This is a genomic window from Sneathiella sedimenti (assembly GCF_017313765.1).
Lineage (GTDB): Bacteria > Pseudomonadota > Alphaproteobacteria > Sneathiellales > Sneathiellaceae > Sneathiella > Sneathiella sedimenti.
Map to the genome: position 1 here is coordinate 23917 of NZ_JAFLNC010000004.1, position 19644 is coordinate 43560.

General features: G+C 56.4%; 16 protein-coding genes and 1 tRNA gene. 13 read left to right on the plus strand and 4 right to left on the minus strand.

Annotated elements, in window-relative coordinates; translation table 11 throughout:
* Nucleotides 1-12: 12 nt before the first annotated feature.
* Nucleotides 13-1980, plus strand: coding sequence for an acetyl-CoA carboxylase biotin carboxylase subunit (locus J0X12_RS11810; protein WP_207045979.1), 1968 nt, complete (start codon nucleotides 13-15; stop codon nucleotides 1978-1980).
* Here the strand turns inward: J0X12_RS11810 and J0X12_RS11815 are convergent.
* Nucleotides 1961-2761 (minus strand): adenylate/guanylate cyclase domain-containing protein, encoded by an 801-nt coding sequence (locus tag J0X12_RS11815; protein ID WP_207045981.1) that lies wholly within the window; start codon nucleotides 2759-2761, stop codon nucleotides 1961-1963. The two genes, J0X12_RS11810 and J0X12_RS11815, sit on opposite strands and share 20 nt — an antisense overlap.
* An 82-nt stretch (nucleotides 2762-2843) precedes the next feature.
* A complete protein-coding gene (gene lipB, locus J0X12_RS11820; protein WP_207045983.1) occupies nucleotides 2844-3500 on the minus strand; it encodes a lipoyl(octanoyl) transferase LipB in 657 nt (218 codons plus the stop codon).
* A 121-nt stretch (nucleotides 3501-3621) separates the two neighbouring features.
* Between lipB and J0X12_RS11825 the strand changes: the two genes are divergently transcribed.
* From J0X12_RS11825 to mgtE, 4 genes are all read left to right on the plus strand, one after another.
* Nucleotides 3622-3876 carry a FliM/FliN family flagellar motor switch protein gene (locus J0X12_RS11825; protein WP_207045994.1) on the plus strand — a complete coding sequence of 85 codons (255 nt, stop codon included), beginning with the start codon at nucleotides 3622-3624 and terminating at the stop codon, nucleotides 3874-3876.
* 66 nt (nucleotides 3877-3942) lie between these two features.
* A tRNA-Leu gene (locus tag J0X12_RS11830) sits at nucleotides 3943-4029 on the plus strand.
* Between the two features lie 201 nt (nucleotides 4030-4230).
* A complete protein-coding gene (locus J0X12_RS11835) occupies nucleotides 4231-6558 on the plus strand; it encodes an NADP-dependent malic enzyme (protein WP_207045996.1) in 2328 nt (775 codons plus the stop codon).
* A 2-nt stretch (nucleotides 6559-6560) separates the two neighbouring features.
* The gene (gene mgtE / locus J0X12_RS11840; protein WP_207045999.1) at nucleotides 6561-7958 is read left to right on the plus strand and encodes a magnesium transporter; all 1398 of its coding nucleotides are present in this window, start codon (nucleotides 6561-6563) and stop codon (nucleotides 7956-7958) included.
* A gap of 6 nt (nucleotides 7959-7964) precedes the next feature.
* On the opposite strand, the gene J0X12_RS11845 is transcribed toward mgtE, so the two are convergent.
* Nucleotides 7965-8864 carry a LysR family transcriptional regulator gene (locus J0X12_RS11845; protein ID WP_207046000.1) on the minus strand — a complete coding sequence of 300 codons (900 nt, stop codon included), beginning with the start codon at nucleotides 8862-8864 and terminating at the stop codon, nucleotides 7965-7967.
* A gap of 250 nt (nucleotides 8865-9114) precedes the next feature.
* Here J0X12_RS11845 and J0X12_RS11850 point away from each other — a divergent pair, with 250 nt between their 5' ends.
* Genes J0X12_RS11850 through J0X12_RS11865 form a run of 4 tightly spaced genes read left to right on the plus strand, consistent with a single transcriptional unit; the run spans nucleotide 9115 to nucleotide 13304 of the window.
* Nucleotides 9115-10287: an isovaleryl-CoA dehydrogenase gene (locus J0X12_RS11850; RefSeq protein ID WP_237688132.1), complete on the plus strand. Its 1173-nt coding sequence runs from the start codon at nucleotides 9115-9117 to the stop codon at nucleotides 10285-10287.
* Nucleotides 10288-10329: 42 nt separating this feature from the next.
* Nucleotides 10330-11517: an acetyl-CoA C-acyltransferase gene (locus J0X12_RS11855; RefSeq protein WP_207046002.1), complete on the plus strand. Its 1188-nt coding sequence runs from the start codon at nucleotides 10330-10332 to the stop codon at nucleotides 11515-11517.
* A 32-nt stretch (nucleotides 11518-11549) separates the two neighbouring features.
* On the plus strand, nucleotides 11550-12686 hold the full coding sequence (locus tag J0X12_RS11860; RefSeq protein WP_207046004.1) for an acyl-CoA dehydrogenase family protein: 1137 nt from the start codon (nucleotides 11550-11552) through the stop codon (nucleotides 12684-12686).
* Between the two features lie 12 nt (nucleotides 12687-12698).
* Nucleotides 12699-13304 carry a 2-hydroxychromene-2-carboxylate isomerase gene (locus J0X12_RS11865; protein WP_207046007.1) on the plus strand — a complete coding sequence of 202 codons (606 nt, stop codon included), beginning with the start codon at nucleotides 12699-12701 and terminating at the stop codon, nucleotides 13302-13304.
* Nucleotides 13305-13372: 68 nt separating this feature from the next.
* On the opposite strand, the gene J0X12_RS11870 is transcribed toward J0X12_RS11865, so the two are convergent.
* Nucleotides 13373-14155: an SDR family NAD(P)-dependent oxidoreductase gene (locus J0X12_RS11870; protein WP_207046009.1), complete on the minus strand. Its 783-nt coding sequence runs from the start codon at nucleotides 14153-14155 to the stop codon at nucleotides 13373-13375.
* Between the two features lie 104 nt (nucleotides 14156-14259).
* Between J0X12_RS11870 and J0X12_RS11875 the strand changes: the two genes are divergently transcribed.
* The 4 genes from J0X12_RS11875 to J0X12_RS11890 are packed head-to-tail and all read left to right on the plus strand — an operon-like array spanning nucleotide 14260 to nucleotide 19617.
* Nucleotides 14260-15867 (plus strand): carboxyl transferase domain-containing protein, encoded by a 1608-nt coding sequence (locus J0X12_RS11875; protein WP_207046011.1) that lies wholly within the window; start codon nucleotides 14260-14262, stop codon nucleotides 15865-15867.
* Between the two features lie 9 nt (nucleotides 15868-15876).
* On the plus strand, nucleotides 15877-16671 hold the full coding sequence (locus tag J0X12_RS11880; RefSeq protein ID WP_207046013.1) for an enoyl-CoA hydratase-related protein: 795 nt from the start codon (nucleotides 15877-15879) through the stop codon (nucleotides 16669-16671).
* A gap of 22 nt (nucleotides 16672-16693) precedes the next feature.
* Nucleotides 16694-18715, plus strand: coding sequence for an acetyl-CoA carboxylase biotin carboxylase subunit (locus tag J0X12_RS11885; protein WP_207046016.1), 2022 nt, complete (start codon nucleotides 16694-16696; stop codon nucleotides 18713-18715).
* Nucleotides 18712-19617, plus strand: a complete 906-nt coding sequence (locus tag J0X12_RS11890; RefSeq protein WP_207046018.1) for a hydroxymethylglutaryl-CoA lyase — start codon at nucleotides 18712-18714, stop codon at nucleotides 19615-19617. The genes J0X12_RS11885 and J0X12_RS11890 overlap by 4 nt, the downstream gene beginning before the upstream one ends.
* Nucleotides 19618-19644: the final 27 nt, after the last annotated feature.

Genomic DNA, 19644 nt, shown 5'->3' on the forward strand with positions numbered 1-19644 from the left:
AGGGAAAGAAAAATGTTTAAAAAGATCCTGATAGCCAACCGTGGCGAAATCGCCTGTCGTGTTATCCGCTCCGCCCGTGCCATGGGCATCAAGACCGTTGCTGTCTATTCCGATGCGGATGACGGCGCTGTACATATGAAGATGGCGGATGAAGCCGTTCACATTGGACCGGCGGCGGCGTCCGAGAGTTATCTCGTCATCGAGAAAATCATCAAAGCCAGCAAGGAAACCGGCGCAGAGGCCGTGCATCCGGGTTACGGTTTTCTGTCCGAAAACCAGGCGTTTGCCGATGCGCTGGATGCGGCGGGAATTGCGTTTATCGGTCCGGGCAAAAAAGCGATCGCCTCCATGGGCGACAAGATCGCCTCTAAAAAGCTCGCGCTGGAGGCTGGTGTCAATACTGTTCCGGGTCATATGGACCTGATCGAGGATGCGGAGCACGCCGTCAAGATTTCCAAGGAAATCGGCTACCCCGTCATGATCAAGGCCTCCGCTGGCGGAGGCGGGAAGGGCATGCGCATCGCGCATAATGACGCGGAGGCGCGCGAAGGCTTCCAGTCGGCCAAGAATGAAGCAATCAGTAGCTTCGGTGATGACCGGATTTTCATCGAGAAGTTCGTTGTCGACCCGCGCCATATCGAAATTCAGGTGCTGGCCGACAAGCATGGCAATTACCTCTATCTGGGGGAGCGCGAGTGTTCCGTCCAGCGGCGCCACCAGAAAGTAATTGAGGAGGCGCCAAGCCCCTTCGTTGATGAGAAGCTCCGTAAAGCGATGGGCGAACAGGCTGTCGCGCTGGCCAAGGTAGTGGATTATCACTCCGCCGGCACGGTCGAGTTCATTGTTGGCAGTGACAAGAGCTTCTATTTCCTTGAAATGAATACCCGTCTGCAGGTGGAGCATCCGGTGACGGAGCTGATCACCGGAATCGACCTTGTCGAGCAGATGATCCGCGTTGCCTATGGCGAGAAGCTTACCCTGACACAGAAAGACATCAAGCTTACTGGCTGGGCGCTGGAAAGCCGACTCTATGCCGAGGACCCTTACCGGGGCTTCCTGCCGTCTATCGGTCGCCTGAGCCGCTACAAGGTGCCGAAAGGGGACAACGTCCGGGTCGATACCGGGGTCACGGAAGGCTCCGAAATTACCATGTTCTACGACCCGATGATTGCCAAGCTTGTTACCTACGGCAAGGATCGTGATGAGGCGATTGAGGAGATGGGCCGCGCACTCGATGCCTATGAGGTGAGCGGTATTGCCCACAACATCAACTTCCTGAATGCGGTTTGCAACCATCCACGCTTCAAGGCGGGCAACCTTACCACCGGTTTTATTGCCGAGGAATATCCGGAAGGTTTCCATGGTGCGCCGCTCAGTGAGGAAACCTACGAGAAACTGGTCGCTGTTGCCGCCCTTGTTCATCTGCGGTCCGTCAGCCGGTCGCTGAAAGATGTGGTGGCGAAGACTGCCGAAAAGTGGGTCGTCAGCGAAGGTAAGGAAAAATCGGTCGAGATTTCCGTCGAGGATGCAAAAGGCGGCATTGATGTCCAGATCGGTGATCGCGTGATCGCCGTGCGGTCCAAATGGGAGCCGGGTAAACGCCGGATCAAGGCCAAGGTAAATGGCGTCAAGATGATTGCTCAGTTGCAGTTATTCCGGGGTGCCGTCCGTCTCACCCATGGCGGTGCGGAAGTTAATCTTGCGGTGCGGACACCGAATGCGGCAGCGCTCGCAGAGATTATGCCGATCAAGGTTGCGGCGGATATGTCGAAATTCCTTCTTTGTCCGATGCCGGGCATGGTCGTCTCTGTCAATGTCAGTGAAGGCGATGAAGTGAAGGCCGGTCAGGCGCTGGCTGTGGTTGAGGCCATGAAAATGGAGAATATCCTTCGGGCTGAGCAGGACGGTGTCGTTTCCGCCGTGAAGGCGGGTGCCGGTGACATTCTGGCCGTGGATGACGTTATCCTGGAATTCGAGTAACCGGAATTGAACGGACCTGTAGCGGGTCCTTCTTTCCTTTTACCGTTAAGGTGAAAGGTTTGACGTCTGGATATTGGTCGGCGACTGCAGAAAATGCCCGTTCGCCGACAAATATCTGGCCCGGCCCCGCGAACGCCTGAATGCGCGCCGCGGTATTTACTGGATCCCCAAGGGCAGTGAAATCGAGAATTTCCTCGCCGCCGACATTTCCGACGAAAGCGATGCCTGAATCGATCCCGATCCCGACGGGGAGCGAAGGCTCCCTTGATCCGTCATAGCCGAGTTTTTGAAGGAGCTCCTGAGCCGCTTCTATCGCGGCACTCTTGAAATTGGGGCCAGTAAAACCGGGAATGAAAAAGGCCATCACCTCGTCGCCAATGAGCTTGTCGACTGTTGCATCATAACTTATCAGGATTTCGGTAGCAGTATTGTAGAACTGGTTGAGGGCATCGGCAAACTTCTCCGGGCCCAGCCGTTCTGCAAGTTCCGTTGATCCCCGGACGTCGGCAAACAGGATCGCCGTCTCGACTTCTGCGCCGCCTTTCGGCATTTTCTCACAGCAAAGCGCGCACATGCGGGGGTTTTTCTTCGACGGCCTGAAGCCAATGGCACGGCAGATATGTCCGCCAAAACCGCCAAATGGATTGTTGCAGGCCTTGCAACGGGGTGGTCCGGGTAGCAGGCGCATCAGCTTGCGCCAGTATTTTTTCCCAAGATGCCCCTCAGACAGCGTCTTCTGCCATTTTTCCCTGTTGATGTCTGTTTGCGAATGAGTTGCCATGCAAGGCCTTTCAAGAGCAACTCTATATATCATTAAAATCTAATGTTGTCACGCTGCCTTGGGTGACGGAAGGTTCTTGATGTCAGGAAACCACGGACCCAAGGTCGCCATTTTTCAGGAATACGCGCTTGAAGGCGGCCTTTAGTTCCATATCAAATTCAGACATGCTCACCGGGATGCCGAGGTTGACGAGGGACGTCACCCCATGTTCGGCAATCCCGCAGGGGACTATCCCGTCATAATGGCTGAGGTCGGGGTCAACATTGATCGAGATGCCGTGAAAACTCACCCAGCGGCGCACCCGGACCCCGATGGCGGCGATCTTGTCATCGCGAAAACCCCGGTCAACCCAGACGCCGACCCGCTCGCAGCGCTTTTCGCCCTTGATCTGATACTGTGCCAGCACGTCGATCACCCAGTCTTCGAGGTCCTGCACATAGGCACGGATATCCGCATTGCGTTTCTTGAGGTCCAGCATCACATAGGCGATACGCTGTCCGGGGCCATGATAGGTATATTGTCCGCCACGGCCGGCCTTATGAACCGGGAATCGGTCCGGATCCCTGAGATCGGCAATGTCTGCGCTGGTGCCTGCCGTATAAAGCGGGGGATGTTCCAGCAGCCAGACAAGCTCCCGGGCGGTGCCGTCCCGAATGGCGGCGACCCGCGCTTCCATGGTGGCGAGTGCCTCCTCATAGGGGATCGGGTCGTCCGAAATTTTCCATTCGATTTCCTGCATGCACGCTATATAGCAGTTTCCGGAGAAACAGCAATATTTGCGCGTTCCCGTGTGATGTTAATACCCTGTTAACCCTGATGGATGATAATGGCGTTACTTTGGAATGCGGGAAAGTATGGCCATGAACGAGGAAGACAAGGCGATTGAAGGCGTGGATGTGGAAATCTCGGTAGTCCTGGGAAAAGCCATCATGCCAATTCATCAACTCCTGAAAATGGGGCGCGGCGCGGTTATCGAACTCGATGCCAATGCGGATGACGACGCAGTCGTTCTCGCCAACGACAAACCTATCGCCTATGGCGGCATTATAATTGTCGATGATAATATCGGTATTTCGATCACCGACAGCGTCAAGAAAAATCTTCCGGAATTTTAATTCACCGAATTTTCAATTCAGTTGTTGCGTAGGGGGCAAACATTTGTTATTTCCCTGCTCCATTGTGCGGTCGTGGCGGAATTGGTAGACGCGCAGCGTTGAGGTCGCTGTCCGGTAACACGGGTGGAAGTTCGAGTCTTCTCGACCGCACCACTTATCTCATGCCCAGATATGGGCTGAGAAAGTTTTCCACAACATTTTCATGAAACTTTCCCCAACTACGCTATGATAGCGTGGTATAGGGATGTTCGCGTATTTCCTTAAAATATTGATGCCGATAAATAATTTTTGGTGGCGTCGTATTTTGTCATCGGGTAAACGCAGGCATCGATTTATTCGGGAGAGTTTGAAAGTATGGCGAAGGATATTTCTGAGAAGGCAATGGACTACCACCGGTTGCCGAGACCGGGAAAATTGACAGTTACGCCGACAAAGCCGATGGATACCCAGACTGATCTTGCGCTGGCCTATTCACCGGGTGTCGCGCATCCTTGCCTTGCTATCGCCAATGACCCCGTCCAGGCAGCCGAATTGACCGCCCGAGGAAATCTTGTCGGCGTCGTCACCAACGGCACGGCCGTACTCGGCCTCGGGGCAATCGGTCCGCTGGCCTCCAAGCCGGTGATGGAGGGAAAGGCGGTCCTGTTCAAGAAATTCGCCGGAATCGATGTATTCGATATCGAGCTCGCCGAGACAGATCCTGAAAAGCTCGTTGATATAATCTCGGCCATGGAGCCGACCTTCGGCGGCATTAATCTTGAAGATATCAAAGCGCCGGAATGCTTCGTGGTGGAAAAGCTCTGTCGGGAACGGATGAATATTCCGGTCTTCCATGACGACCAGCATGGCACGGCAATTTGCGTGGCGGCGGCGGTCTATAACGCGCTTCGCATAGTCGAGAAGAATATCACCGAGGTCAAGCTGACGGCCTGCGGGGCCGGGGCGGCGGCGCTTGCCTGTCTTAACCTGCTGGTCAGCCTCGGCATGCCGCGGGAGAATATAACGGTCTGCGATATCCATGGCGTTGTCTATGAAGGACGGACGGTCGAGATGGATCCGTATAAATCCGTCTTTGCGGTGGATACGAACAAACGCACACTTGCCGACGCCATGCAGGGAGCGGATATTTTCCTCGGCTGTTCCGGTCCCGGCGCGCTGAAGCCGGAAATGGTGGCGACCATGGCGGACAAGCCGATTATTCTGGCGCTGGCCAACCCGACACCAGAAATCCTGCCGGAGGATGCCAAGGCCGTGCGCCCAGACGCCATTATCGCGACGGGCCGGTCTGACTATCCGAACCAGGTGAACAATGTCCTGTGCTTCCCCTATCTCTTCCGAGGTGCCCTTGATGTCGGCGCGACGGAAATCAATGAGGAAATGAAGATCGCGGCGGTAAAAGCCATTGCCGATCTTGCCATGGCGGAACAGTCGGATATCGTTTCCAAGGCGTATGGGGCGACACAGGCGAGTTTCGGTCCTGACTACCTGATCCCGACGCCCTTCGATCCGCGGCTGTACCTGGAAGTTTCCTTCGCCGTTGCCAAGGCGGCGATGGATAGTGGCGTGGCCACCCGGCCCATAGAAGACCTTGAGAAATATCACCAGAGCCTGTCGCATTTCGTCTATCGCACGGGCTTTGTCATGAAGCCGCTGTTCGACCGGGCGCGTCAGGAAATGATGCGTATTGCCTATGCCGAAGGGGAGGAAGAGCGCGTCCTGCAGGCGGTACAGACGGTTGTCGATGAAGGGCTGGCGTCGCCGATCCTCATCGGACGGAACAAGGTCATCGAATACCGGATCGAGAAGCTTGGCCTCCGCATCAAGCCCGGCGTTGATTTCGAGATTGTCGATCCTGAGAATGATCCGCGGTACCGGGAGTACTGGCAGGCCTATCACAAACTGAGGGAGCGGTTTGGCGTGGATGTGGAGACGGCAAAGGCTCGCATACGTACCAACACAACGATCATCGGCGCGATGATGGTTCATCTGGGTCATGCGGATGGCATGATCTGCGGTACCTACGGCAAGTATGATCAGCATTACCGGCGTGTGTCCGATATTATCCCGTTCCGTGAAGGGGTTCGGGATGCCTCGGCCCTTCATTTGCTGATCATGCCTGACAGGACCCTGTTCTTTACCGATACCCAGATCAGTCACGAGCATACGGCGGAGGAACTGGCGGAACTGACAATTCTCTCGGCGGACGAGGTTCGACGCTTCGGGATTGAACCCAAGGCAGCCCTGTTGTCCTATTCCAATTTCGGATCGACGGATATGCCTTCTGCCCGGCGTGCACGTAAGGCCCTCGCGATGATCGAGAAACTGGCTCCGGAGTTGGAGGTTGAAGGGGAGATGAAGGCCGACTCAGCCCTGATCCCGGCGATCCGCGAGACGATATTTCCCAATTCCCGGCTACAGGGAGCGGCCAATCTCCTGGTCATGCCCAATCTGGATGCGGCGAATATCAGCTATAATATTGCGAAGAGCATCGGGCACGGGATTGCTGTCGGCCCGATCCTGATCGGTATGTCTAAATCTGTTCATGTGACGGCGGCCTCCATCACCGTGCGCGGACTCGTCAATATGACGGCTATCGCTGCCGTCGATGCACAGGATCACAAGGCTGGAAAAATGATGCCGGGACCGGTCGCGAGAAGAGAGCGTCTTATAGATGAAGGTTGAATATGACCGATGCGCAGGACAACAGGGATGAGGCTGTCGAAGACGAGAACCTTGCGCGTTCATATGGCCTGAATGATGAAATTGTTCAGGAAATACAGGGCGCGATAGAGCGCGAAGACACCGCCTTTATTCACGACACGCTGCAGGATTGGCATTCTGCGGATGTGGCGGACCTGATCGAGCAGCTCAAGCCGAAGCTGCGTCTGCCGTTCTTGCAAATCATGGAAGGTCGTGTTGATCCGGATGTCTATTCCGATCTCGACGAAAATGTGCGTGAGCATCTGGTTGATGAAATGGAGCCGGCGGAAATCGCCGCCTTCCTGAATGAACTGGAACTCGACGACGCTGTTGACGTTCTGGAAAGCTTTCAGGAGGAAGAGCAGCGAGAGGTCCTGAACGAGATCCCCGTCGAGGAACGCGTTGTGTTGCAGGAAGGCCTGTCCTATGGGGAGGATAGTGCCGGCCGCCTGATGCAGCGTAACCTGATTGCGGTGCCGGAATACTGGAACATCGGCCAAACAATCGACTATATGCGCGATACGGACGATCTGCCGGAGGAATTCTACGAAATCTTCGTCGTGGATCCGCGTCATCACCCCATCGGAACGATTTCGCTGAACCGGGCCATGCGCAGCAAGCGCACTGTGCAGGTGCGCGACATCATGGATACGGAACAGAAACTGATTCCGGTCGATATGGACCAGGAAGAAGTCGCGTATCTGTTCCAGCAATACCGTCTTGCCTCCGCCGCGGTCGTCAATGAGGATGGCGCCTTGATCGGTGTGATCACCGTTGACGATATCGTCGACGTTATCAGCGAGGAGGCGGAGGAGGATATCCTGCGTCTCGGTGGTGTGTCCGAGGATGACCTGTTCGGCAGCGTCATGACGACAACGCGGGCCCGTTTTCTCTGGCTTTTTGTCAATTTACTGACGGCGATTGCGGCGTCCATCGCGATCGGCCTCTTTGATGCAACGATGGAAGCGATTATTGCCCTCGCGGTTTTGATGCCGATTGTCGCCAGCATGGGGGGCAATGCAGGGACCCAGACCCTGACAGTTGCGGTGCGTGCAATCGCAACCAAGGAACTCACGGCGGCCAACATGCTCCGAATCCTGAGTAAGGAAACCATGGTAGCCTTTCTAAATGGCAGTATTTTCGCTGTCCTGGTTGGTTTCACGGCCTGGTTCTGGTTTTCCAGCCTGCAAATCGGTTTGATTATTGCCCTGGCAATGGTCGTGAATATTATTGTGGCGGCGGTCGCGGGCATGATCGTGCCGGTGACCCTGGATCGGATGAAGATCGATCCCGCCATCGCGTCCAGCGTGTTTGTCACCACAGTGACCGATATTGTCGGCTTCGTCGCATTTCTCGGGTTGGCAACCGTTGTCCTGCTCTAGGAGCGGCTAACGGGCCCAGTCGAGGTTTTTCGCCGCGGATTTATCCGGATGCCAGTCGTGACTGGTCGCGAACATATGGAACGAGTGGATAAGATCCTTCTCGCTTTCCCGAAGCCAGATCAGGCCAATCACGCGATCGATATTAATCCCTTCCACCGGTACCAACGTGACGCCCGGTCCCGTCAGGATATCGGGCATCATACACAGGCCGAGACCCGCGCCGACATAGGCAAGGGCCTTCTCGTCCTGATCTGTCCTGAAGACGATATGCGGATTGACCCCGGCGCTGGAGAAGGATCGCGTCACCTCTGTTTCCCCTTCACAATGGGACCGATGCAGGAAATCAAGCCCATCCAGCTCTTTCAACGGTATTGCGTTGCGGTTCGCAAAGGAATGGGAGGACGGAACGGCGAGCATATATTTCCAGGTATAAAGGCGCGTAAACTGCGTGTTGCTGATATCTTCCGGCGGAAGGGAGATCGCGAGATCAATCCGACCTTCATCGAGCCAGCGTTGCAGCTGCGCCGGTGTGCCGTCCTTGATGGATATCTGGATATCGGGATGCGCCTTGCCAAAATCATTCAGCAAGGCGGCGATCCGGCTCGAGGGCGCGCTACGCAATAGTCCCAACTGTAATCGCTGAACCGGATTTTTCCGCGTGATATCTGTCTTTGCCGCGTTACATTCATAAATGATGGTGCGGGCATGGGGAAGGAAGCGGCGACCGGCCTCCGTCAGGGATATTTTCCGTGCGTCGCGGTTAAAAAGGGGCGCGCCAAGTTCCGTCTCCAGCTTTTTGATGCCAGTTGATAATGTCGGCTGGCTTACAAAGGCTCGCTCGGCCGCGCGGGAGAAGTTGCTGGTTTCAACGACGGCAAGGAAATAACGAAGCTGATAGATATCCATGTATTGATGATATCAATAACTATGATCGAAAGAAATGATTTTATCTATGAAAGGTAGGTGACTATACTCCCAAGGGTAAAAGATGCTGCTTGCGGGTTAGTCGATTTGCAGCAAAACTATGCAGGTAAATATACAAATACCGGGGCTAACCGGAGTGGGTGACAAATCGCTTATCAATAAATCCAGCTAGGGGGGTGCGTTAGGTCAGGAACGCGCAAAAACCACCTCTATTGCAAAAAGGAAACAGTAAATGTCAGCAATTCATTTTCCGGGTCTCAATTTTGGTCTTGGTGAGACAGCCGACATGATCCGGGATACGGTTTCGGGATTTGCGAACGAAGAACTCGCCCCGAGAGCAGCGGAAATCGACGCCACGAACGAGTTCCCCATGGATATGTGGCGGAAAATGGGAGATCTTGGCCTGCTCGGGATCACCGTGGACGAAGCCTATGGTGGCGCGGGTCTTGGCTATCTGGAACATTGCGTTGCTGTCGAGGAAATCAGTCGGGCGTCGGCGTCTGTAGGGCTTTCCTATGGGGCGCATTCAAATCTGTGTGTAAATCAGATATCCCGCAACGGAACCGAGGCCCAGAAAACCAAATATCTGCCCAAGCTGATCAGCGGGGAACATGTCGGCGCACTGGCAATGAGTGAACCGGGCGCGGGCTCTGATGTTGTCTCCATGCGGCTCAGGGCGGAGAAGAAAGGCGATCGCTACGTCCTCAATGGCAATAAATTCTGGATTACAAACGGCCCCGATGCGGATGTTCTGGTGGTTTATGCGAAAACAGTGCCCGATGGCGGCCCGCGCGGCATTACCGCCTTCATCATTGAAAAGGATTTCCCCGGGTTCTCTACCGCGCAGAAGCTGGACAAGCTTGGCATGCGCGGTTCGAACACCTGCGAGCTTGTGTTCGAGGACTGTGAAGTGCCGGAAGAGAATATTCTCGGCACCCTTAATGAAGGTGTACGCGTCCTTATGAGCGGCCTCGATTACGAGCGCGTTGTCCTGTCCGCCGGCCCTCTCGGTATCATGCAGGCCTGCATGGATGCGGTGATACCCTATATTCATGACCGTGAACAGTTCGGCCAGCCCATCGGGACGTTCCAGCTTATGCAGGGCAAGGTCGCGGATATGTACTCAACCATGAACGCCTGCAAGGCATATGTCTATGCGGTGGCAAAGGCCTGCGATCGCGGGGAGACGACGCGAAAGGACGCGGCGGGAGTTATCCTTTACGCGGCGGAAAAGGCCACCTGGATGGCGCTGGAGGCGATCCAGGCGCTGGGTGGTAATGGCTATATTAATGACTATCCGACCGGGCGGCTCTTGCGCGATGCTAAGCTCTATGAAATCGGGGCAGGCACAAGCGAGGTCCGGCGGATGTTGATCGGGCGCGAACTGTTTAATGAAACGGCTTAATGTCAGGAAAGAAATTCCTCGACTAATAACAAGGAGAATAAAATGAGTGAAGATCCAATTGTCATCGTTGGTATGGCGCGGACGCCAATGGGTGGTTTTCAGGGCGACCTTGCGGACGTCAAAGCGCCGGAACTCGGTGCAACGGCGATCAAGGCGGCGATGGATCGCGCAGGCGTCACCGGAACGGATATCGATGAAGTGATCATGGGCTGTGTGCTCCCGGCCGGCCTCGGCCAGGCACCAGCACGACAAGCATCCTTTGGGGCCGGTATTCCTGATAGCGTGGGCTGCACCACCGTGAACAAGATGTGCGGTTCCGGAATGCGCGCCGCAATGTATGCGTTCGACGCCATCAAGGCCGACAGCAACAATATCGTGGTCGCTGGTGGATTCGAGAGCATGACGAACGCCCCCTATATCCTGCCGAAAATGCGGACCGGCCTCCGGCTTGGTCATGGCGATGTGAAAGACCATATGTTCCTGGACGGTTTGGAAGACGCTTATGAGGAAGGTCGCCTGATGGGTAGCTTTGCTGAGGAAACGGCAGGCCTTTACCAGTTCACGCGGGAAGCGCAGGACTCCTATGCGATTGAATCGCTGCGGCGGGCGAAGCAGGCGACGGAAGACGGGACTTTTGCGGCGGAAATTACGCCGGTGACCGTCAAGACCCGCAAGGGCGACGTGACAATCGACAAGGATGAACAGCCACTTAAAGGCAACCCGGAGAAAATTCCGTCCCTGAAGCCTGCCTTTGCGAAGGACGGGACAGTCACGGCGGCGAACAGCTCCTCCATTTCCGACGGCGGCGCGGCGCTGGTTCTGATGAAGGAAAGCGAGGCAAAGCGGCGTGGCCTGAAGCCCATCGCCAAGTTCCTGGCCCACTCCACCCACGCTCGCAAGCCGTCCGAATTCACCATGGCGCCGATTGATGCGATTCAGAAAGTGATGGACAAGGTGGGCTGGACAAAAGACGACGTTGACCTGTTCGAGATCAACGAGGCCTTTGCTGTCGTAACCATGGCGGCGATGAATGACCTTGGACTGGATCATGAAAAGGTCAATGTGCATGGCGGCGCTTGCGCGCTTGGCCATCCGGTTGGCGCGTCCGGTGCGCGGATTGTTGTTACGCTTCTCTCTGCCCTGCAGAAATACGGCAAGACACGCGGTGTCGCCTCCCTCTGCATTGGCGGCGGTGAAGCGACAGCAATGGCGCTGGAACTCGTCAACTAAGCGCGGAAGAAACGGAAAAGGGAGGGAACCGGATGATTTTGACCGAAGAGCAGACCATGATCCGTGACATGGCGCGCGACTTTGCGCAAAATCGTCTGGCCCCTCATTCCGCCAAGTGGGAAGAAGACGGTGCCATCCCGCGGGACGTCCTGAGCGAGATGGGGGCGCTCGGCCTGATGGGCATGACGGTTCCGGATAGTTACGGTGGGGCCGAAGCGGATTATGTTTCCTATGCCCTTGCTCTGATGGAAATTGCGGGCGGGGACGGCGCTGTCTCCACGGTGATGAGTGTCAATAACTCCCCATGCTGTGCCGCCCTCCTGAAAGAAGGAACTGAGGCGCAAAAGCAGACCTTTCTTACGCCACTTGCCAAAGGGAAGGAGATCGGCGCTTTCTGCCTGACCGAACCGCAGGCGGGTTCGGATGCCTCCGCGCTCAAGACCCGGGCGCGAAAAGAAGGGGATCATTATGTCCTGAACGGAACCAAGCAATTCATTACCTCCGGCCGGATTGGCGGTATTGCACTGGTTTTCGCTGTGACAGATCCGGACGCCGGAAAGCGGGGGATCAGCTGTTTTATCGTTCCGACAATCAGTGAAGGGTATCGCGTTGTCTCGGTTGAGAAGAAGCTGGGTCAGAAAGCTTCTGATACCTGCCAGATCGCCTTTGATGACGTGCATATCCCGGCGGCGAACATGTTGGGGCCGGAAGGAGCGGGCTATCGCATTGCCCTTGCCAATCTCGAGACAGGCCGTATCGGAATTGCCGCGCAGAGCGTCGGCATGGCGGGTGCGGCGCTGGCCCATGCGCTGGCCTATGCAAAAGAGCGGAAGGCCTTTGAGAAAACAATCATTGAACATCAGGCGGTCGGCTTCCGCCTTGCGGATATGGCGACCAAGCTGGAGGTCGCGCGGCAGATGGTGCTGCATGCGGCCAGCCTGAAAGACGCGGGGCACCCCTGCCTGACGGAGGCCAGCATGGCGAAGCTCTTTGCGTCTGAAATGGCGGAGGAGGTTTGTTCCGGTGCGATCCAGACCCTTGGCGGAAACGGCTATATTGCCGACTACCCGGTCGAGAAGATCTATCGCGATGTTCGGGTCTGCCAGATTTATGAGGGCACATCGGATATCCAGAAGCTGGTGATTGCACGCAATCTGGCGGCAGGGTAATGGGCTGAAATCATGTCAAAAACGATAGATTTTTATTTTGATTTTTCTTCTCCCTATGCCTATCTCGGCAGTCGCCTGATTGAGGCTGTTGCCGCAAGGCATGACCGGGAGGTTGTCTGGCATCCCTTCATGCTCGGCGTGGCCATGCAGGGTGAGAAAACCTTTCCATTGACGCAATATCCGTTGAAAGGGGACTATTCGCGCATGGATTTTGAACGGACCGCCCGTTATCACAAGATCCCTTTTGTCATGCCGGCGGACTTCCCAAAACTGACCCTTGGGGCTTCCCGCGGGTTTCTCTGGATTGCCCGGCATGATCCGGCACAGGCCATCGCCTTTGCAAAGAAGGTTTTCGCCGCCTATTTCGTCTCAGGCAAGGATATTTCCGATATCGAGATCGTTGCCGAAATTGCAGAGGAAACCGGCGTTGATCGCGCCGCCTTCTCAGCGGCAATTCAGGATCCTGAAATCAAGGCGGCCTTCAAGGCCTCGGTTGAGGATACCGTTTTCAACAGGAAGGTTTTCGGCGCGCCATTCTTTATCGTCGAAGGAGAAAGATTCTGGGGCGCCGACCGTGTCGGTCAGCTTGATGAATGGCTGACGAGAGGGGGCTGGTAGTGGTTTTGCGGGCGCGGAAATATCGGCTGTCCGGCCCCGCAACCGCGGAGCCGGGATATGGGAATAACCTAGAAGAGGAAATAGCCGCCGTCGATCAGCATGGTATCACCCGTGTGATAGGCGCTGGCGTCCGACATCAGGTAAACGGCCATGCCGCCGAAATCCGCAGGCTGGCCCCAGCGGCGGGCGGGAATGCGCGGCTTCACCGCATCGGAGAATTTCTGCCAGGCGATCGCATTTTCCGTCATTGCGGTTTCGATCCAGCCGGGCAGGATCGCGTTGGCGGTAATGCCTTTGCCGGCGAATTCCACGGCCAGCGCACGGATCATGGAAATCACGCCGCCCTTGGTTGCGGCATAATGCTCGTTCCTCGCGGCACCGGAAATGGCGGCGAGACTGGCCGTCCCGACAAGACGTCCACCCGGATCCCCGTTCTCGGCGCGCTCCACCATATGTTTAGTAGCGGCCTGGAAGGTATAAAAGACACCATCCAGATTGATGTCGAGGATGCGGTGCCATTCCTTGTCGTCAATTTCAAGGAAGGATTTTTTGCCCGAGCTTACGCCCGCATTCGCGAAGCAGCCGTCAACACGACCAAACTGCGAGAGCGTCTCGGCAAAGCAGTCCTTGACTTCCTTTTCATCGGCGACATTGCAGATGAGGGAGGAAACGCGCGTGCCATGAGCTTTCAACTGCTCAACGGCAGCAGCGTTTTTGGTTTCGTTCGTCCCCCAGATGCAGACGTCGCCTCCCGCCTGTGCAATGGCGTCCGCCATGCCAAGGCCAATACCGCCGTTTCCGCCTGTGATAAGGGCGACCTTACCGGTCAGATCAAATGCATTATAGGCCATTCATGGCTCCTTTATTGTTTCTTGCGTAGAGGCAAATCCGTAACACAAAGGGCGACATTCGCCAAGCAATCGATTTTCGCGTGCTGAAAGGGAATATGAGATAGATGACTGTATTAAAAAGCAGCCTTAACACCCGGAGCGATGATTTCAAGGCTAACGCAGCGCATTTGGCCAACCTCGTCGAGGACCTGAAGGAAAAGGTGGCGATCATCAAGCAGGGCGGTGGGGAGCGGGCGCGTGAAAAGCATCTTTCCCGCGGCAAGCTTCTGCCGCGCGAGAGGGTTCGCAAGCTCCTTGATCCCGGATCGCCCTTTCTGGAATTCAGCCAGATGGCCGCCTGGGACATGTATGGCGGGGATATTCATTCTGCCGGCATCATCACCGGCATCGGCCGGGTGGAAGGACGTGAATGCGTCATCATCTGCAACGATGCGACGGTGAAGGGCGGCACATATTATCCACTGACCGTGAAGAAGCACCTCCGGGCGCAGGAAGTGGCGCTGGAAAATCGGCTCCCCTGCATTTACCTTGTGGATTCCGGCGGGGCGAACCTTCCCAACCAGCAGGATGTATTCCCCGATCGCGACCATTTTGGACGGAGCTTCTATAATCAGGCGAACATGTCCGCCCTCGGCATCCCGCAAATTGCGGTGGTCATGGGCTCCTGCACCGCCGGCGGTGCCTATGTCCCGGCGATGTGCGACGAAAGCATTATCGTGCGCAATCAGGGCACGATCTTTCTCGCCGGTCCGCCACTGGTGAAGGCAGCAACCGGTGAAGTGGTCTCGGCTGAGGATCTTGGCGGGGCAGAGGTTCACTCCCGCACATCCGGTGTGACAGACCATATGGCGGAGAACGATCTACACGCCCTGCAGATTGCACGGAGCTGTGTCGCCAACTTCAACAAGCCAAAGCCAATGCAGCTTGAGGTGAGGAAGCCCAGGCCACCGCTTTATGACCCGAAGGAGATTTACGGCCTGATCCCGAAGGACATGCGCACGCCCTTTGATGTGCGGGAGATTATCGCCCGCGTTGTAGACGGCTCTGAGTTCGACGAATTCAAGAAAAACTACGGCACGACGCTTGTCACCGGCTTTGCCCATATTCACGGCTATCCCGTCGGTATTCTTGCTAATAACGGCATTCTTTTCTCGGAATCTTCCGTGAAGGGGGCGCATTTCATTGAACTCTGCTGCCAGCGGAATATCCCGCTTGTATTTCTGCAGAATATCACCGGCTTCATGGTTGGCCAGAAATACGAGGCAGGCGGCATCGCGAAAGACGGCGCCAAGCTGGTAACGGCTGTGGCGACCGCCAAGGTGCCGAAATTCACGATGATTTTCGGGGGCTCTTTCGGGGCGGGGAACTATGGCATGGGTGGTCGCGCCTACAGCCCGCGGCTCCTCTGGATGTGGCCGAACGCGCGCATCTCCGTGATGGGCGGGCCGCAGGCCGCCGCCGTTCTTGCAACAGTCAAGCGGGATGGAATGGAGGCGCGCGGCGAAAGCTGGAGTGCCGAGGAGGAAGCCGCCTTCAAGGCGCCGATCGAGGCGCAATATGAAGAGGAAGGCCATCCTTATTTCGCCAGCGCCCGCGTTTGGGATGATGGTATTATCGACCCGGCGGAAAGCCGGATGGTATTGGGGCTCGGTATTTCTGCCGCCCTCAACGCGCCCATTGAGCCGACGAAGTTCGGCCTGTTCAGAATGTAGGAGACTTTTATGAGTGAAGAATCAGCGGTATTGCACTTTTCCACCGATGGAATCGCGACCATCACCCTTAACCGGCCGGAGGTGCATAACGCTTTCGATGAGGAGCTGATCGAGCGCCTGGGGGACATGTTTCTCGATGTCGGCCATCAGGAAGGGGTGCGGGCAGTTGTTGTTGCCGCGGCCGGCAAGAGCTATTGCGCGGGCGCGGATCTTAACTGGATGAAACGGGCGGCCCATTTCACCGATGAGGATAACCGCGAGGACAGTATTGCTCTCGGGAGAATGCTGAAAAATCTTCATGCCATCCCGAAGCCAACCATCGCGCTGGTCCAGGGGGCGGCCTATGGCGGCGGACTCGGTCTTGTCGCTGCCTGTGATATTGCCATCGGTGTGAAAGCGGCAAAGTTCTGCCTGTCCGAGGTGAAGCTCGGGATTCTGCCGTCCGTGATCTCGCCCTATGTGGTGGAGGCAATTGGCATTCGCGCCTGTCGCCGTTACTTCCTGACGGCGGAAGTTTTTGATGCGGCAGAAGCCCATCGTCTGGGCTTGCTGCATGAGGTGGTTGAGGATGTGCATCATCTCGCGGAAGCGCGGGATAACCTGTTGGAACAGATCATGAAGAATGCCCCGGGCGCCATGGCGGAATCAAAAGACCTGATCTATGCGGTCGCGAACCGTCCCATCGACCAGGATATGATTGAGGACACGGCGGAACGCATTGCCACCCGCCGGGCGACAGAGGAAGGGAAGGAAGGTGTGGAGGCCTTCCTTGAGAAGCGCAAACCCAACTGGCATATAATTTAACCTATGATTGGACTTATAACCGGTGTTTAAAAAAATACTCATTGCAAATCGCGGGGAGATCGCGTGCCGGGTCATGGCCACAGCGGCGAAGCTCGGCATCCGGACGGTAGCCGTCTATTCCGAGGCGGACGCCAATGCCCGCCATGTCGAGATGGCGGATGAAGCCGTCCTGATTGGTCCGGCGGAAGTCTCGGCGAGTTACCTGAAGGGCGATACTCTGCTTGAGGTCGCGCGCAATACCGGGGCGGAGGCAATCCATCCCGGTTATGGCTTCCTGTCCGAGAACGCGGGATTTGCGGAGAAATGTGCAGACGCCGGTATTGTCTTTATTGGGCCGCCTGCCGATGCAATCCGTGCCATGGGCCTGAAGGATGCCGCGAAGGCCCTGATGGTCAAGGCCGGGGTGCCGGTCGTGCCCGGCTACCATGGAGAAGGCCAGGATCCCGATATGCTCGCGGCGGAGGCTGAAAAGATCGGATATCCGGTGTTGATCAAGGCGGTCGCGGGCGGCGGCGGCAAGGGCATGCGGAGCGTGAGTTCACCAAAGGAATTTCCGGCGGCGCTTGCCTCCGCCCAGCGGGAGGGGCAGTCGGCCTTTGGGGATAGTCGCGTTCTGATCGAGAAATTTCTGACCAAGCCACGCCATATCGAAATTCAGGTGTTTGCCGATTCCCATGGCAATGCGGTGCATCTGTTCGAGCGCGATTGCTCCCTGCAACGGCGGCATCAGAAGGTGATCGAGGAAGCACCGGCGCCGGATATGCCTGAGGCAATGCGAGAGGCCATGGGGGCCGCAGCCGTCGCAGCGGCCAAAGCGATTGGGTATGTTGGGGCAGGCACCATTGAATTTATCGCCGATGTTTCCGAGGGATTGAAGGAGGACGCCTTCTACTTCATGGAGATGAATACCCGCCTTCAGGTGGAGCATCCGGTTACCGAAATGATCACCGGGCAGGATTTGGTGGAATGGCAGTTGAAGGTTGCTGCGGGGGGTGAACTCCCTTGTGCGCAGGAAGACCTCTCCATCTCCGGCCATGCGTTTGAGGTGCGGCTCTATGCCGAAGATCCGGCCAATGACTTTCTGCCTGCGACGGGGCAGTTGCTCCGCCTGAAGCCACCACGGGAGAGGGACGGCGTGCGCATTGATACCGGTGTGCGGGAAGGGGACACGGTGACGCCGTTCTATGACCCGATGATCGCAAAGCTGATTGTCTGGGATAAAACCCGCGATATGGCGCTTCAGAAGCTGAGTGCCGCGCTTGATGAGTATCAGGTGGCTGGCGTTGCAACGAACCTCGCCTTCCTTGGAAATATTGCCGCCCATCCGGCCTTCGCGGCGAAGGATCTTGATACTGGATTTATCGACCGTTTCAAGACGGATCTGGTGCCGGAGCCGCTTACCCCGACGGATAAAGATATGGCGATTGCCGTGGCGCATCTTCTGCTGGAGCGCGAGAAAGCCCACAAGGCAACGCGGTCCGCAACAAACGATCCGTATTCACCGTGGGATGATCTCACCGCATGGCGGCCCAATGATACCGGCCATGATGATTTCAAGTTCGAGATTAACGGGATGGAAGTGACCGCTCATATTGTTTATGAGAATGGCGGCTACCTGATCGACCTGCCGACGGGCGTGCTCCCCGTGCAGGTGGAGCGCACAGCGGATGGGGGTATTCTCGCGGATATCGCCGGACACAAGCTGTCGGCCGCCGCGGTTACCCAGGGCGACAAGATTATCGTCATGACGACAGGTCGGCAGGTCGAGCTGACGCAGATCACCAATGATTTCGATGATGCTGACAGTGACTCGGGGGCCGGTGCCATTACCGCGCCGATGCCCGGAAAGCTGATACAGATATTTATCGATTCTGGTGCGACCGTTGCCAAGGGGGATCCGCTGGTGGTTCTGGAGGCCATGAAAATGGAGCATACATTGACGGCCCCCCGAGATGGCACAATTGAAGACATCTTTTTCGAGGTTGGGGACCAGGTGGATGAGGGTACAGTGCTTGTCCGCTTCGAAAGTGAGGAAACATCATGACACTTCCCTCCAAGGTGCGTATTTTTGAAGTCGGTGCGCGGGATGGCCTGCAGAATGAAAAGCAGATGGTGCCAGCTGATATCAAGGTCGAGCTGATCGAACGCCTGGTCGATGCGGGTGTTGCCGCCGTTGAGACCGGCAGTTTCGTCTCCCCGAAATGGGTGCCGCAGATGGCTGATACCGCCGATGTGATGGCGAAGCTCTCGCGCCGGGAAGGCGTTACCTATGCCGTGCTGACCCCGAATATGAAGGGATATGAAGGCGCGATCGCCTCCAAGGCGGACGAGATCGAGATTTTCAGCGCCGCTGCCGAAATGTTCAATCAGCGCAATATCAACTGTTCCATCGCCGAGAGCCTGGAACGATTTGCGCCGGTGACGGAAGCGGCAAAAGCTGCGGGCATTCCCTATCGGGCCAGTGTGTCCTGCGCGCTTGGCAGCCCGTTTGAGGAAGAGGTGACGCCTGAAGCCGTCGCTGATGTGGCAAAGAAACTCTATGATATGGGGTCTTATGAAGTTTCCATCGCGGATACAATCGGCGTGGGGACACCCCTTCGGACAAAAAAGGTGATCGAGGCCGTTGCCAAGGTTATGCCGCTCGAGGCAATCGGGGTGCATTTTCATGATACCTATGGTCAGGCGCTGGCGAACTATCTTGCGGCACTGGAAATGGGCATCTCGAAACTTGATAGCTCCGTCGCCGGTCTTGGTGGATGCCCTTACGCACCGGGCGCGACCGGCAATGTTGCGACGGAGGATGTCGTCTATATGCTTGATGGAATGGGGATCGACAGCGGGATCGATCTTAAAAAACTGGTCAAGACAGCCTGGTTTATTTCTGACTATCTAGGTCGTTCGCCGGTCTCCAGCGTTGCAAGGGCCCTTAAGAGCAAAATCGACTAAACGTTGATTTCTGGACAAGCGGGGCCC